At 37.1% G+C, this 14482-nt stretch carries 15 protein-coding genes; all 15 read right to left on the reverse strand.

From position 1 onward, the window contains the following. Window positions 1–10: 10 nt before the first annotated feature. Window positions 11–1105, reverse strand: coding sequence for a nucleotidyltransferase (locus CCC20_RS03945; protein WP_287179284.1), 1095 nt, complete (start codon window positions 1103–1105; stop codon window positions 11–13). Window positions 1106–1289: 184 nt separating this feature from the next. Next, window positions 1290–3323, reverse strand: coding sequence for a DUF262 domain-containing protein (locus tag CCC20_RS03950; RefSeq protein WP_013852200.1), 2034 nt, complete (start codon window positions 3321–3323; stop codon window positions 1290–1292). A 94-nt stretch (window positions 3324–3417) separates the two neighbouring features. After that, window positions 3418–4155 carry a class I SAM-dependent DNA methyltransferase gene (locus CCC20_RS03955; protein WP_009854853.1) on the reverse strand — a complete coding sequence of 246 codons (738 nt, stop codon included), beginning with the start codon at window positions 4153–4155 and terminating at the stop codon, window positions 3418–3420. Between the two features lie 85 nt (window positions 4156–4240). Beyond that, window positions 4241–4594 carry a ribosome silencing factor gene (gene rsfS / locus CCC20_RS03960; protein WP_013852201.1) on the reverse strand — a complete coding sequence of 118 codons (354 nt, stop codon included), beginning with the start codon at window positions 4592–4594 and terminating at the stop codon, window positions 4241–4243. Between the two features lie 35 nt (window positions 4595–4629). Beyond that, window positions 4630–5223: a bis(5'-nucleosyl)-tetraphosphatase (symmetrical) YqeK gene (gene yqeK / locus CCC20_RS03965; protein WP_013852202.1), complete on the reverse strand. Its 594-nt coding sequence runs from the start codon at window positions 5221–5223 to the stop codon at window positions 4630–4632. Further along, window positions 5213–5851, reverse strand: coding sequence for a nicotinate-nucleotide adenylyltransferase (locus CCC20_RS03970; RefSeq protein WP_013852203.1), 639 nt, complete (start codon window positions 5849–5851; stop codon window positions 5213–5215). Before CCC20_RS03970 ends, yqeK begins: the two co-directional genes overlap by 11 nt. 77 nt (window positions 5852–5928) lie before the next feature. After that, window positions 5929–6243 carry a ribosome assembly RNA-binding protein YhbY gene (yhbY, locus tag CCC20_RS03975; RefSeq protein WP_041973355.1) on the reverse strand — a complete coding sequence of 105 codons (315 nt, stop codon included), beginning with the start codon at window positions 6241–6243 and terminating at the stop codon, window positions 5929–5931. A gap of 140 nt (window positions 6244–6383) precedes the next feature. Continuing rightward, window positions 6384–7502 carry a ribosome biogenesis GTPase YqeH gene (gene yqeH, locus CCC20_RS03980; RefSeq protein WP_117575395.1) on the reverse strand — a complete coding sequence of 373 codons (1119 nt, stop codon included), beginning with the start codon at window positions 7500–7502 and terminating at the stop codon, window positions 6384–6386. After that, window positions 7502–8029 (reverse strand): YqeG family HAD IIIA-type phosphatase, encoded by a 528-nt coding sequence (locus tag CCC20_RS03985; protein WP_013852205.1) that lies wholly within the window; start codon window positions 8027–8029, stop codon window positions 7502–7504. Before CCC20_RS03985 ends, yqeH begins: the two co-directional genes overlap by 1 nt. A gap of 125 nt (window positions 8030–8154) precedes the next feature. Continuing rightward, a complete protein-coding gene (locus CCC20_RS03990) occupies window positions 8155–9543 on the reverse strand; it encodes an MFS transporter (protein ID WP_003066253.1) in 1389 nt (462 codons plus the stop codon). 8 nt (window positions 9544–9551) lie between these two features. Next, window positions 9552–9968 carry a MarR family winged helix-turn-helix transcriptional regulator gene (locus CCC20_RS03995; protein WP_003066255.1) on the reverse strand — a complete coding sequence of 139 codons (417 nt, stop codon included), beginning with the start codon at window positions 9966–9968 and terminating at the stop codon, window positions 9552–9554. Between the two features lie 145 nt (window positions 9969–10113). Next, the gene (locus CCC20_RS04000) at window positions 10114–11022 is read right to left on the reverse strand and encodes a DMT family transporter (protein ID WP_041973337.1); all 909 of its coding nucleotides are present in this window, start codon (window positions 11020–11022) and stop codon (window positions 10114–10116) included. A gap of 159 nt (window positions 11023–11181) precedes the next feature. Then, the gene (gatB, locus tag CCC20_RS04005) at window positions 11182–12624 is read right to left on the reverse strand and encodes an Asp-tRNA(Asn)/Glu-tRNA(Gln) amidotransferase subunit GatB (protein ID WP_003066259.1); all 1443 of its coding nucleotides are present in this window, start codon (window positions 12622–12624) and stop codon (window positions 11182–11184) included. Beyond that, window positions 12624–14090, reverse strand: a complete 1467-nt coding sequence (gatA, locus tag CCC20_RS04010; RefSeq protein WP_003066261.1) for an Asp-tRNA(Asn)/Glu-tRNA(Gln) amidotransferase subunit GatA — start codon at window positions 14088–14090, stop codon at window positions 12624–12626. Before gatA ends, gatB begins: the two co-directional genes overlap by 1 nt. Next, window positions 14090–14392, reverse strand: coding sequence for an Asp-tRNA(Asn)/Glu-tRNA(Gln) amidotransferase subunit GatC (gene gatC, locus CCC20_RS04015; protein WP_003066263.1), 303 nt, complete (start codon window positions 14390–14392; stop codon window positions 14090–14092). Before gatC ends, gatA begins: the two co-directional genes overlap by 1 nt. Window positions 14393–14482: the final 90 nt, after the last annotated feature.

Genomic DNA, 14482 nt, shown 5'->3' on the forward strand with positions numbered 1-14482 from the left:
TTGTAATCGCTCACTTATTTATTATCACTGGAACTTTTCCCCAGTTTTGCTCTTGAATGTGTGGATTTCCTAGCGCATAAACTTGGTCGGCTTGTTGCGTTACCACATCCCACGGTTTTGCACCGATTCGAGCCACGATATCCACAGATTTTTTCACCGTTTTGAGGTGTTTCTGCCCTTTTGGCGTAAATCCCAGCACATGAACAGCTTCTGGCAAGGGCTTTTCTACAGCTCCCACCAAAATATAAGCCAAAATACGGCGCACACGCGCTTTTGTGTAGCGTTTCGTGGCAACTTTATCCACTAACTCGTCCACAGTCGCTACACTCCTAATAGCAGAGCGAATACGGCTGGCTAGTTCTTCATTAACTTGGAAAAATCCCGTCAAATCAGCATTTGTCAGGATTTGATATTTGAGCAAAGGGAAATAATCATTCCAAGTCACCTGAGAGGCGCCTAGGAAAAGGTCCGCATTTGGCATGAATTTATCCACAAAAGCTTTGTCTTTTCTGTGGACACGCAAATTTGTCGCGGACGCAAAGGGTGTTTCTGTCTCAAGCGAGTGATAACCTGCTCCTTGACGCATGATTGGAGTCAGCTGAATAGCTTTTCCAGCGCAAGCTTTGGCATAAGAAAGTCCTAAAATATGATTTGGCGTATTTCCAGTAAAGTTCACACCAGCAAAAGTCTCCCACATTTTCTGCGTTTTCTGTGGATAAGACAAATTATCTGGCAAACTTTGCAAGTAATCCACCATTTTCTGTTGATTATCCTCATAAATCTGTGAAAAGTGTTGATAATCCAGATTTTCTTCCGTGCCAAATGCCAACTTATCCACACCTAAACGCTCTAAAATATCCACCGCACCTTGTGCAAAGTAATCCGCTGACTGAACAGCCACCAAAAATGGCAATTCAACCACCAAATCAGCGCCATTTCGCAGAGCCATTTCCGCGCGTGTCCACTTATCCACAATCGCAGGCTCACCACGTTGGACAAAATTTCCCGACATGGCAACAATCTTGACCCCCTCAGCCTGTGACAACAAATACTCATGCCCATTATGAAAAGGATTAAATTCAGCAACGATACCAGTAACAGTCATGTTGTGCTCCTTTAATTATACTCAAACTCCACTCCATAATAGTCAATTAAAAAATATGTGATTCTATTTACCATTTCAAAAAAGTGATAGTAATAAAGAAATTTATAACTATAGTTAACACATTTCTTTAATTCCTATTATAAATACTTTTTTGTGCTATACATCAAATTACATACTAAAATAGCTAATCTAATCCAATAAATTTATCAAAAATATCGTTGTTATTGAAAGAAATCGACCAACGTTTATTAATAAATCTTTTTAAAGATTCAGCTCTTTGATGAATTGTTTCTGGTGTCCAATTATCATAATCTTTTGCTAACTTCCTCTCTGAATATATACCGAATTCATAGCAGCATTCACCTTCTTGCCTTTTTTCTGGATACGATTTATTTGCAAGATAACCATTCTTTTTTTTACCAACTAATAATAAATTAGGTAAAGAATGCTTCTTCTTTTCCTTCTCTCTATCATTAAGGCTACTGAATCGTTCACTCCAGTAAGTATTTTTACCAGCTTTAGGATAGATATGCTCAATATTGTAAAAATCAGTTTCAAAGCGAGAAAAAAGCTCACTAATCCTTTTTTTAAACTCAGGATCTTTTGCTTCTTCAATTAAATTAGCTTCTAAATTATATAAAATATATTTAGCGACTCGTTTATTATTTTTATAAAAATAAAAAGAATCAATTTTTGCATTCTCAAAAAATTCACCGCTAACAAATGCTTGTTTCAACTTATTGACAGTTATTCTTAATTTATTAAGATATTCCGAAAAGTTTAGTTCTTCATTTTCAAAAAAATCCATTAATTGCACAGAGAAATCTCTAAACTGAATAAATGTTGAAAGTCTTCCATAACCACGTTTATATTTTAAATTGCTTACAAACAATCTTATTAGTAATGCAGATTCAAATTGTTGTAATATTCCCTTTCTGACTTTTTCGTCACAACTCTCTTCTCCATATAAAGAAAAAATTACTCTACTAATCATTTCAACAGGATATACAAGATCAAAAATTTGAACTTTGTCTTTAGAATTAAGTAATATTCTGATTCCATTCAATAACTTAGCTTCTTCAAAACTAATTGTTGAATACTGGAATGGATTATTCAGTCCAACCCACAATGTTATCTTATTCCCCAAATCATCAATATAGCTTCTTATATCATTTATGCTGATAACCCCGTCAATCACATTCTTAGCAGTAAAATAATTCTCCAAAAGAAGATCAACTTTACTAATTTCTTTTGAAGATTTTCTAATATATTCTCTCATCGGCTTATAAGAATCTATCTGCTGCATCAAAAAAGAATCATCTAAATCTTTTCCACCCCTCTTATTTCCTAAAAAGCTACCATTAGTAATATTAAGTTCTTCAGTCCCTAAATATCTATATAATTTTTTCCAACATTCATTGATTTGTTCTCTCAAATTTGCTTTAGCACAGTCATTCGTTTTTAAAAGCATTGTTAAATAAATTAGCCTATTTTTCAACAGCTCCAATTTTGATAAAGGTTTTCCTCGATTATTCATTGTCTCAAATGTAACAAAAATATCTAACTCTTCATCAATAATATACTTATTAAAAACAAGATGATACAAAAGTTTCTTTAATAATCTATCCAACTCTTCAAAACTTAATTTTTTACACTGGTTAGTAAAAAAATCCTTGGCAGTTTTCAAATTATTTGAATATTCATTTTGCTCTACCACATAATTAAAATTTATTGGGAAATCATCTTTCAAAATTTCTTTAATATAAAATCCTAAGCTATCACTTGTATTGTCATACAAGAACTTATATGTTTTATTCCCATCTTTTTCTTGTGCTATATAGTCACTATAAATAGATGCAATCGAACGATTAGTATCCAACTCTTTTTCAGGATAACAAGCTTTAGCAATTTCTAAAATGCTCACCAATAATATAACAGCTGTAGTTAATCTCTGTTGCCCATCAACTATATAATAAGGATTCATCCTTCTTTCAGTTATTAACCAATTTTCTTTATTCCAGTTATCGTAAACCTTACTGTCTACACGTTCAAAAGTTAAGACTCCTGCATAATGATTACGATTTTCATCAATTAACTCTAGATCTTCCCAAAAATCTCGTACCTCTTTATCTTTCCATGAATATCCCCTCTGATAATCAGGAATTCTTAATAAATTTTCGCGAAGTATTACATCTAAAGTTTCTAAATTTCCAAGCATTATTTTTCCTCATATCCTAGGTTAAGTATCTCAAATATAGTACAAACATTATTAATCATTTCACTTCATCAACATTATAAACTGTAACTCCCCCCTACTTCTGACAGACAAAGAACCAGCGGTTTGATTTTTTGCGTGGCTTTTTGTCCTCAAAGTCGGCGTAGAGTTTGAATGATTTGAAGCCTGCTTGTTCCAAGAGGATATCGTAAGTTAGGACTTCATAAGTGCGTTCTTCATGAACTTCGTCATAGCGTGTGAAGCGTCCATCCTCGTCTTGCAGGAAGAAAGTCAATTCATGCACAACAGAATGTGGTGCCTCATCAGCATAGGTATCCCAAACCATGGCAAATTCTTCTGCGTTTTCATGGTAAGAATAACCAGGAAAAACGGTGTCAGTTTGGTAAGTTGAGTGCACGTCAAAGATGAATACTCCGTCCTCATTCAAACAGTCGTAAACTTGCTTAAAGACATCACCAACCTCAACTTCATCAGCCATATAACAGATAGAATCTGAATAACAGGTCACCAAATCGTATTTTCCTGCTTGCGACAAATCGAGCATATTACCTTGTTTGAACTCGATAGCTTCACTAGCTGCTTTTGCACGTTTTCTTGCGATTTCAAGCATATCCTCACTCAAATCAAGCCCTGTCACGTCAAAGCCAGCTTTGGCAAAACGTACTGACTGAATCCCAGTTCCACAGGCTAATTCCAAGAGTTTTTTCTTATTTTTTGGAAAATGGCGGAGCGAAAAGTCAGTCCATTTATCATAAAGGGAGTCATCCATGATAGCATCATAAACCGATGCAAATTTTTCGTAGTTTTTGTTCATTGTTTTGTCCTATCAAACTTCTATCATTCTTAGAATGAAATAATCTGAGACAAGTGCCCCAGATTATAAGAATAATGCTACAAAATTAAGCAAGGTATTCTGATACGTCAACCATTGGTGCTTCGTGCCAAAGTTTTTCAATGTTGTAGTGTTCACGTTCGTCTTCTGAGAAGATATGGACAACAACATCATTAAGGTCAAGAAGTACCCAACCTGTACGACTATCACCTTCAGCATGACTGGCATCACCACCAGCTTCTTTAACTTTTTCACGAATATTTTCTGCAATAGCATCCAGTTGACGTGTGTTCATGGCGCTAACCACTACAAAATAATCTGTCACACTAGTCAATCCATAAAGGTCTAAGACAACCATGTCTTCTGCACGTTTTTCATCAGCTGCCTTGACAACAACAGCTAAAAGTTCTTCTTTAGTCAATATATATCCTCTTTCAATAATTACAATCTATCTGATTAATCTTTCATAAACCCAACATACGCATTATAAGTCTCAATGGTTTGTGGGAAGATAGGAAAGGCTTGGTGCGCTAGATGTTCTACGGTATGAACAGTTTCGTAGGCAACCGCCTTATCTAACGATTCTTTAGCAATCACGCGCGCTTCTTCCACCAAGGGAAAACGGCGATTTGGCTCGATATAGTCTGCCACATAAACAATCTTATCTAGCAAAGACATATCACTTGAACCAACGGTATGAGTCTCAATACTACGCAAGATTTCCTTGTCCGTCACGCCCAAATCTTCTTGAATCTTATAAATACCGACCATGCCATGCCAAACATTATTGCCCCATTTTTTTAGTTCTGGGTCAAGCTGATACTTATCAATCAAATCTAAAAATTCTTGGTCTGAAATCTCTTTGGCATAATCGTGGATTAATCCAGCCAGTCCAGCTTTTTCCGTATCATAACCATAACGCTCTGCCAATTCAATGGCAGTTTTTTCCACGCCAAGGACATGGTTAAAACGTTTTTCACTCATAACTGATGCAACTTTGCCTAAAAGCTCAGCACGTTCAATTCCCGCGGTATAAGCCTCATAAGTCATGATAAAGTCCTTCTTTCTCAATGTAGTCAATAACTGTCTGTGGCATTAGGAAATTCGGACGGCAACCATTTTCAAAATGATGACGAATCATACTAGATGAAATATCCATCAGCGGCACATCAACCCAAATCACTGGATAAGACGTTCCAGCTTTGTATTTAGGACGTTGAACACCGACAAATTGCACCATTTTAATCAATTCCTCAATTTTATGCCATTTTGGCAAATAATCCACCATGTCTGCGCCAATGATGAAATAGTAATCAACATCAGGATTTTTTTCAATCAAAAGCTTCATTGTATCGTAAGTATAGCTGATGCCTTTACGTTCCAATTCAATAGTTTCAATTCCCAAACCATCAACACCTTCAATGGCTAATTCAAGCATTTTCAAGCGATGTTTTTCATCGATTGTATTTTTCTTATCAACGTGTGGTGGCTCGTATTCGGGCATAAGAAAAACCTTATCCAAACACAATTGTTGGCGAACTTGGTCTGCAACGACGAGATGTGCATTATGAACAGGATTGAAATTACCTCCTAGAATTCCAATCTGCTTACGATTTTTATCTTTTTCTTTCTTCTCCAATTCAACTTTGGTGAATGGAGTTAACAATTCTAATGCCATATTGACTACCTCCAAGCCAGGCGACTTCTTAAACGACTAACTCTTTAAAACGACATTGTCAATTCGTAAACTTGACTTTATCGATTCAATTCTTTTACTTTTGGTGAGATTTTACGGTTTTGTTTTTTAGACGATTCTTTATAAAGAATAAGGATACGTCCGATTTTCAAAACAGTATCGCAACCAATTTCATCTTCTAAGATTTCAGCAACTTCGTGAATATCTTCATCGGTATTTTGAAGAAGCGTTACCTTAATCAATTCGCGCGCATCCAAAGCATTTCGGACACTTGTTTTAATTTGGTCATTAAGACCATTTTTCCCAATTTGCACAATTGGTTTCATTGAGTGTGCTTGTGATTTCAAAAAAGCACGTTGTTTTGATGTTAACATAATTATCATATCAGGCATAAAAATCCACTAAAAACACACTCAACAAAAAATCTTAATTTGTTCAGTCGGCTTTTCAGTAAATTTTCCGCCTCTGTTCAAGTCACTCAAAATTGACCTGAACTTCCTTTCTTTTTATTCTTTTAAATCAATGCCTTGCGAAGCAATACTGCCACCCCTTCGGGCGCCCAAGCAGCAATTTTAACAGGGCTATCTTGCGAAGCTTTAATGCGAATCCAACCCAGCCCAGAATAAACCACATCCATTTTAGCTTTAATGGTAAATTCATGACGGACTAATTTTGGAAAATCAGCTAATTCCTTGTCTATTGGTGGTGTTAAAAGACTACCAACGTGTTTGTCATAGAAAGCATCAGCACCAGCTAATTTGGTACGGTGCAATTTCAAATTATTGTCAAAATAAGCTGTAAAACCTTGCTTGTCTCCTGAGATAAAATCAAAACGTCCCAAACCGGCCAAGAACAGCGTTTGTTCAGGGTTGAGCTGATAAGTTTTCGGTTTAATTTCTTTCTTAGGACTGATGTATTTCAAATTTTTATCCCCAAGATAATGTGCCATTTGGTGACGGTGAATAATCCCTGGTGTATCAAAAATATAACTACCGTCGTCCAATGGAATTTCGATTTTATCAAGGGTTGTTCCAGGGAAGCGAGATGTCGTAATAATATCTTTTTCACCTGTTATTTCTTTGATAATAGCATTGATAAGGGTTGATTTACCAACGTTTGTAACACCCACGACGTAAACATCACGCCCACGACGTAATTTTTCAATTTTTTCAATCAAGTCCTTGATAGCCTGATGATTTTGGGCGCTCGTCAAAATGACATCAACTGGACGAAGCCCTTCTTCATGCGCACGTTCTGTCAGCCATTGTGTCACTTTGCTATCCTTAACTGATTTTGGCAAAATGTCCTTTTTATTTCCGACAAGTAAGACGTCATTGCCAGAAACAAAACGTGGCAAGCCAGGGATAACTGAACCATTGAAATCAAAGATGTCCACAACATTAACCACAAGAGCATCACTATCTCCAACTTCGTGTAGAAGTTTCAAAAATTCATCATCAGTGATGTGCACATCGGTGATTTCATTGTAATGACGTAATCTAAAACATCTTTGGCAATACAATTCGCCACTCTCTAAACCTTTTTCAAGAGCAGCTTTTGGGGTATATCCTACCTTTTCCTTATCTTCTATTTGAATTTTGGCTCCACAGCCAATACATAATAATTCTTCCATTAAATTCCTTTTTGATATTGAATTTTTCCGTATTTTTCTTCAAGTTTAGCCCAAACACGGCGTTCGCGCCAACGATTAATCTTTGTATTCCAAGCATCAGAAGTCACTAATGGCTTAACCAAAACAGACTGAATACCAGCACGGTGTGCCGCACGAATGTCCGTCATTAACTGATCACCGACCATGATAACCTCATCACGATCAAAACCATAACGTTTGATTGCCATATTGATACCGCGTGTAAAAGGTTTCATAGCACGGCTAACAAAGTCCACACCAAATCGCGAAACCGCACGATTCACACGAGAATGCTTGTTATTTGATACGACCACAACTGAAATATCCGCCATAGTCATCTCATCTAACCATGCACGCACTTCAGGCGTTCCATCAGGATTATTCCATGCGATTAAGGTATTATCTAAATCCACTAACACGGCATGAATCCCACGTCGTAATAAATCATCTGCTCTTAAATCATAAACTGCCTCAACCACGAAGGTCGGCCTATAATCGTCTATACTCAAATCCTTCTCCAAAAAATATATTTTACTATTTATTTTAACATATTTGCCAAAATATGGCGAATTGAAAACCATTCCCACATAAGGAAATTTAATGAAAAAAGAGCAGCAAGCCACTCTCTATAAACTTATTTTTCTTTTCCGTCAACAACTCGTAGTAAGATAACAAGTTCGACAGCTGCTAGAATAAGCAAGACGATAAAAGCGTTGCGTGAACCTTGGGCTGTTGCTGCAGAGTAACTAAGGCTGCTGTTTGTTTGGCTTAAGGCTACAACCAGTGAAGCGATTGTTGTTCCAACAGCACCAGCAAATTGTTGTAGTGTATTAAAAATAGCATTAGCATCTGCACGCTCCTTAAGTGCTATTTGTTTTTGACCACTTGTCATGACATTACCAAAAGCAATTCCAGTTCCACCCATTGATAGGATGTAAAAAATTGTCAACCAAGTATTTGATAAATGCAAGCCAAAAATACTATAAAGACAAAGAGCAAAAACAAGCATGCTTACCCCAAAAATAATTGGCTTTTTAGCTCCCAAACGATCTAAGATACTTCCGCTAAATGGAGCAAAACAAGCACCAATAAACGCTCCTGGAAAAACCAGAAGACCTGCTACTGTTGATGTTGAATGATTAACCATTTGAATATAGTTTGGAATCAAGAATGATAGTCCCAAGTTAACAATTTGAAAAAGGAAAAATGCCACGACGTGTCCTGCAAATTTTCCGTCTTTCAAAACGGATAGCTCAACAATCGGCACAACTAATTGAGCTGAACGTTTCACAAGTACGACAAGCCCTGTTATACCAACAAATAAACTGCCTAGAACAGGCAAGCTAAGAAAATCGTAATCAGCAAGATTATTAATTCCTAAAATCAAACCAATAAAGGCACAAAGAATCGCAATCACGCTAAGAATATCTAATTTTTCACGCGCCACTTCATCTTTTTGTTCAATAGACGTCACACCTAATGCCAAAGAAATTAATAACAGCGGAATTAACAGAACAAAAATAAAACGCCAACCTAAGTTTGAAGCGACCAGACCACCAAATGTTGGCCCAACTGCTGGAGCGACCGCTGTAATCAACGTTCCTACTCCCATCATTGTACCAATTTTACTCATTGGCACTTGGTCCAAAATGATATTAAACATCAAAGGGAGAGCAATTCCGACACCAATCCCTTGAACCACACGACCAAATAAAAGGAGGGCAAAACTTGGCGCAATAGTATCGATTAGAATCCCCAAAATAAACAACAAGTTGGCTGCTAAAAAGACAGATTTTGTCTTAAATGAACGTTTTAAATAAGCTGACAAAGGCACAACTGACGCAACAACCAAAAGGTAAATCGTTGTCATCCATTGAACCGTTGAGGTATTAATTCCAAATTCTGTCATCAAGGTTGGAAATGTGATATTCATAGCTGTTTCGACAACCACACCACAAAATGATAACATTCCCGCACCAACAACGGCTCTAATGACTTTAGGTGAAATTTTTTCTTCTGACATGTGTCCTCCTATTTTTCTTTCATGTAATACTTTAAAATTTTCTCAAAAATGGCAATATCCTCTTCTGAAAAGTTTTTTTCCAACTCTCTTTCTTGATTTCTGAAGTAAGAGCGACATTCTTCCACTAAACCTTGAGCTTTCTCCGTTAAATAAACGGATTTTTGTCTGGCATCCTGTTGCGATACTTGACGATAAATTAGTACCTTTTTCTCCATTCGTTGCAAAAGTACCGTCGTCGTTGAACGCTGAATGTTAAATTCTTTTTCAATGTCTTGCTGGAAATATTCTTCCTTTACACCTTGACTTAAAAAATCAATGATAGACATCTGCATACCAGTCAAATCAAACGGTTTTGCGAATTGGTCAAACTCTCGCCCCAATTGATTGCTTGCCTTTTTGACCAAACGTCCGATATTTTTTTCCATAACGTTTCCTCATTTTTGTTAGTTAGCTAATTATTAGAAAGCTAACAAATTATAGTTTAAGCCTATTTTATAAAAATGTCAAGGGACAAAACAAAAAACGTCATGGCAAGCAAATTTGCTCAACCATAACTCTTTGATATTGTGATTAATGCAATTGTTTACGCACAGCGATTAAGTCATGGAGAGAAACCGTTAAAACAGCTACGATGATGAAAATCATTCCCACAAAATCCATTGGGTAGAAAATTTCATGCATAATGGTTACCGAGAAAAAGACTGATGAGACTGGTTCTACCGCTGCAAGCAGGCTCCCTTTCACAGCCCCAATAATCGTCGTCCCTTTTAAGAAAAAAGTATAAGCAAAGACAGTTCCGATAATGATAATTCCAAATAAAGCTAACCAATTACCTGATGTTAACACTAGCGGATACTGCCATGAGCGTGTCATGATTGGAAAAACGATGCCTCCCATAAGCATGCCAAGTCCAATCACCGTAAAACTTCCAAATTTACGAATTAATTTGACAGGCAAAACAATGTAAAAAGAATAAGTTACTGCTGAAAATATCCCCCAGAAAAAGCCTTTCGGAGTCATTGCCAAACCGTCAAAATGACCATGTGTTGCAATGATAAAGGTACCTAAAATCGCAAAGAGAATCGCAAAGAATTCTGACAATGTCGGTAGTTGCTTATTTTTCAACGACACGTAAGCCAAAATAATAATCGGTGCCACATACTGTAAAACCGTCGCCGTACCAGCATTCGTGTAGTGAATTGCCATCAAATACGCATATTGATTCATCAAAAGCCCAATAATGGCAAAAACAGCGATACCGCCTAAAACTTTCAGCTGTTTTATTGCACGAAAAAAATGCTGTGGTTGCGAAATTATCGCCATTACAGTCAACAAAAGCCCAGAAACAATTAATCTCATGCTTGTCAGCAAGTTAATGTTCAGCCCATGTGTCATAAGATATTGCCCTGAGATGCCAGAAATCCCCCAAGCAATACCTGCCATAAGCACCATAATTGTTCCCTTTAAATTCTTATTCATCTTAACTCCATTCAACACATCAAAAGTAAATTCAGCTATCAGTATAACATATTTAAATCAAAGAAAACACACCACTTCTGATACTTTTGTCAAATAATCTTTCTAAAAATTCTGCCCTGCTGTACAAAAAATCACCCCGAAGGATGATTTTACTTATTATTAGTCTTCTTTTAATTTTGCCAACTCTTGTGCCAACAATTTAAGCGCAACTTGTGGGTTAGCTTTACCTTTTGTAGCTTTCATCAAAAATCCAGTGAAGGCTTTATCGGCATTACGTTTACCAGACTTGAAGTCAGCAACAGCAGCTTCATTATCCTCAAAAACTTGGTGGATAATCGGAATAAGCACAGCAGGGTCAGAAATTTGAACCAAACCAGCTTTTTCAACGTATTCACGCGCAGAACCACCATTTTTAGCCAAATGAACAAAGACTTTCTTGGCAATTTTTGATGAAATCGTACCGTCAGCAATGATAGCAAGCATTTCAACAAGATTTTCAGGTGTCAACAAGATTTCTGGAAGTGTCTTATTTTCGCTGTTCAAGAATTGAGCAACTTCACCCTGCAACCAGTTAGAAGCTTGTTTAGCATCACCACCAAGCGCAACTGCACTTTCAAAGAAATCAGATGTTGCTTTCGTTGCTGTCAATTGCGCAGCATCGTAAGCTGTCAAACCAAATTCAGTGACGTATTTGGCACGACGGTCTTTTGGAAATTCTGGCAATGTTTTGCGAACTGATTCAATCCATTCGTCTGACACTTCGTAAAGTGGTAGGTCTGGTTCTGGGAAATAACGATAATCTGATGACCCTTCCTTAACACGCATCAAAATTGTTTCACCAGTCGATTCATCATAACGACGTGTTTCTTGTTGAATTTGACCACCTGAACGAAGAACTTGTGCTTGGCGTTTTTGCTCATAGATAAGCCCTTTACGCACGTTGTTAAATGAGTTCAAGTTTTTCAATTCAGCTTTCACACCAAATTCTTCTTGACCATATGGACGAAGAGAGATGTTGGCATCCACACGCATAGAACCTTCTTCCATTTTAACGTCAGAAATACCAGTGTATTGGATGACTTCTTTAAGAGCTGTTAAGTAAGCATAAGCTTCTTCCGGGGAACGCATATCAGCTTCTGAGACGATTTCAATCAACGGTACACCTTGACGGTTAAGGTCAACATAAGAATAACCATCAGTACCGTGAGTGTTTTTACCAGCATCTTCTTCCAAATGAGCACGTTCGATACGAATTTTTTTAGTTGACCCATCTTCAAGCTCAATTTCAATCCAACCATTGTAGCCAATTGGCTCATCAAATTGTGAAATTTGGTAAGCTTTTGGATTATCAGGATAGAAATAGTTTTTACGGTCAAAGTGCATATTTTGGTGAATATCCATGTTAAGTGCCAAGGCTGCTTTAATACCAGCATCAATAACACCTTTATTCATCACAGGAAGAACACCTGGGAATGACCAGTCGATAACATTTGTATTGGCATTTTGTTCATTACCAAAATGTGCTGATGTCGGTGAAAAAATCTTTGAATTTGTATTTAACTCAACGTGGACTTCAAGCCCGATGACTGTTTCAAAGTTCATTATTTGTCACCTCCAAAAATAATCGGTTGTTGTTTATGATAATCAGTTGTTGCTTCAAAGGCTGCTGCAGCTTGGTAGATAGTTTCTTCGCTGTATTTTGGACCAATCAATTGCATACCAACTGGAAGCCCTTGGGCAAATCCAGCAGGAATTGAAAGCCCTGGAAGCCCAGCCAAGTTGACAGGAATTGTCAAAATATCTGCCAAATACATAGCAACAGGGTCATGATTAAGGGTATCCAAACCAAAGGCTACACTTGGAGCAGTTGGACCTAAAATCAAATCATAATCCGCAAAGATTTTTTCAAAATCACGAATAATCAATGTACGAACTTGACCAGCTTTTTTGAAGTAAGCATCGTAATAACCTGATGACAAACTAAATGTACCAAGCATGATACGACGTTTCACTTCATCACCGAAACCTTCGCTACGTGTATTAACATAAATATCTTCAAGATTGTTGTAGTTTTCAGTGCGGTAACCGTAACGAATACCGTCAAAACGTTGCAAATTTGAAGAAGCTTCTGATGATGCAATGATATAGTAAACCGCTACGCCATATTTACTGTGTGGAAGACTAACTTCCTCAACTGTTGCACCAAGTTTTTCAAAGTGTTTAGCCGCTTTAAGAATTGTTTCTTTCACTTCTGGATCGATACCTTCTCCAAGGTATTCTTTTGGCAAAGCAATTTTCATGCCTTTAATATCTTGACCAATTTTAGCTGTGAAATCAGCCACTTCGCGGTCAGAAGATGTCGCATCTTTAGCGTCATGACCAGCAATCACATTCAACAATTGTGCATTTTCTTTAACTGTTTGAGAAAATGGACCGATTTGGTCAAGTGAGCTACCAAATGCAATCAAACCAAAACGTGACACACGTCCATAAGTTGGTTTCAAACCGACAACACCATTAAAGGCTGCCGGTTGGCGGATTGAACCACCAGTATCAGAACCTAATGCCAAACGAACTTGACCTGAGGCAACAGCTGCCGCAGAACCACCAGATGATCCACCAGGAACTTTGCTATGATTCCAAGCATTTTTTGTTTTCTTAAAGTATGATGTTTCAGTTGAACCACCCATGGCAAATTCGTCCATGTTTGTTTTACCAACAACAATCATATCCTTACCGTAAAGTTTTTCAACCGCAGTTGCATCAAAAATTGGTTCATAGTTGTAAAGCATTTTAGACGCTGCTGTTGTTAAAATACCACGTGTTGAAATATTATCTTTAACAGCCAAAGGAATCCCTGACATCACATTATCAGCATCAATTCCTTTCTCATCAACGGCTGCCGCTTGTGCAAGAGCTGCTTCTTCAGAAACAGTGATGAAAGAATCAACAGCTGCTTCACGTTCTTTAATATCTTCAAGTGTTGCTTTGGTTAATTCAACCGCTGAGATTTCTTTATTGACAAGAAGATTATGCAACTCATCAATTGATTTTGTATTAAATGACATTAGGCATCTCCTCCGTCCTCTAAGATAGCAGGAACTTTAATATAGTAATTTTCAGATTGAGGCACATTTTTAAAGAGCTCATCACGGTCATCACCAGCTACTGCCACATCTTCACGCATAACAGTCTTACGGTCTGCCATTGTTGTCGTTACAGGGATACCCTCTGTATCAACTTCATTCAAGAGTTCTACCATATCTACAATTTTAGACAAAGTTGTCGCAAATTCTGCTGTTTCTTCTTCAGCAAAGGACAATTTTGACAAATCAGCCACATGACGAACTTCTTCTTCAGAAATTTTCATCTCTATCTCTCCTTGATTAAATTAAATCGTAACTTAAATTACAATACAGTCCTTAAAATTATACCATATTTTAAGCCTCTTTAACATGAA

Source organism: Streptococcus sp. LMAG:39, from assembly GCF_008680485.1.
Lineage (GTDB): Bacteria > Bacillota > Bacilli > Lactobacillales > Streptococcaceae > Streptococcus > Streptococcus pasteurianus.

Coding starts and splice junctions, on each gene's coding strand:
- CCC20_RS03990 (WP_003066253.1), bottom strand. CDS start 9,543: ATGTCAGAAGAAAAAATTTCACCTAAAGTCATTAGAGCCGTTGTTGGT.
- CCC20_RS03945 (WP_287179284.1), bottom strand. CDS start 1,105: ATGACTGTTACTGGTATCGTTGCTGAATTTAATCCTTTTCATAATGGG.
- yqeK (WP_013852202.1), bottom strand. CDS start 5,223: ATGACTTATGAGGCTTATACCGCGGGAATTGAACGTGCTGAGCTTTTA.
- yqeH (WP_117575395.1), bottom strand. CDS start 7,502: ATGGAAGAATTATTATGTATTGGCTGTGGAGCCAAAATTCAAATAGAA.
- CCC20_RS03955 (WP_009854853.1), bottom strand. CDS start 4,155: ATGAACAAAAACTACGAAAAATTTGCATCGGTTTATGATGCTATCATG.
- CCC20_RS03970 (WP_013852203.1), bottom strand. CDS start 5,851: ATGGCATTAGAATTGTTAACTCCATTCACCAAAGTTGAATTGGAGAAG.
- gatA (WP_003066261.1), bottom strand. CDS start 14,090: ATGTCATTTAATACAAAATCAATTGATGAGTTGCATAATCTTCTTGTC.
- gatC (WP_003066263.1), bottom strand. CDS start 14,392: ATGAAAATTTCTGAAGAAGAAGTTCGTCATGTGGCTGATTTGTCAAAA.
- CCC20_RS03995 (WP_003066255.1), bottom strand. CDS start 9,968: ATGGAAAAAAATATCGGACGTTTGGTCAAAAAGGCAAGCAATCAATTG.
- CCC20_RS03950 (WP_013852200.1), bottom strand. CDS start 3,323: ATGCTTGGAAATTTAGAAACTTTAGATGTAATACTTCGCGAAAATTTA.
- yhbY (WP_041973355.1), bottom strand. CDS start 6,243: ATGTTAACATCAAAACAACGTGCTTTTTTGAAATCACAAGCACACTCA.
- gatB (WP_003066259.1), bottom strand. CDS start 12,624: ATGAACTTTGAAACAGTCATCGGGCTTGAAGTCCACGTTGAGTTAAAT.
- CCC20_RS04000 (WP_041973337.1), bottom strand. CDS start 11,022: ATGAATAAGAATTTAAAGGGAACAATTATGGTGCTTATGGCAGGTATT.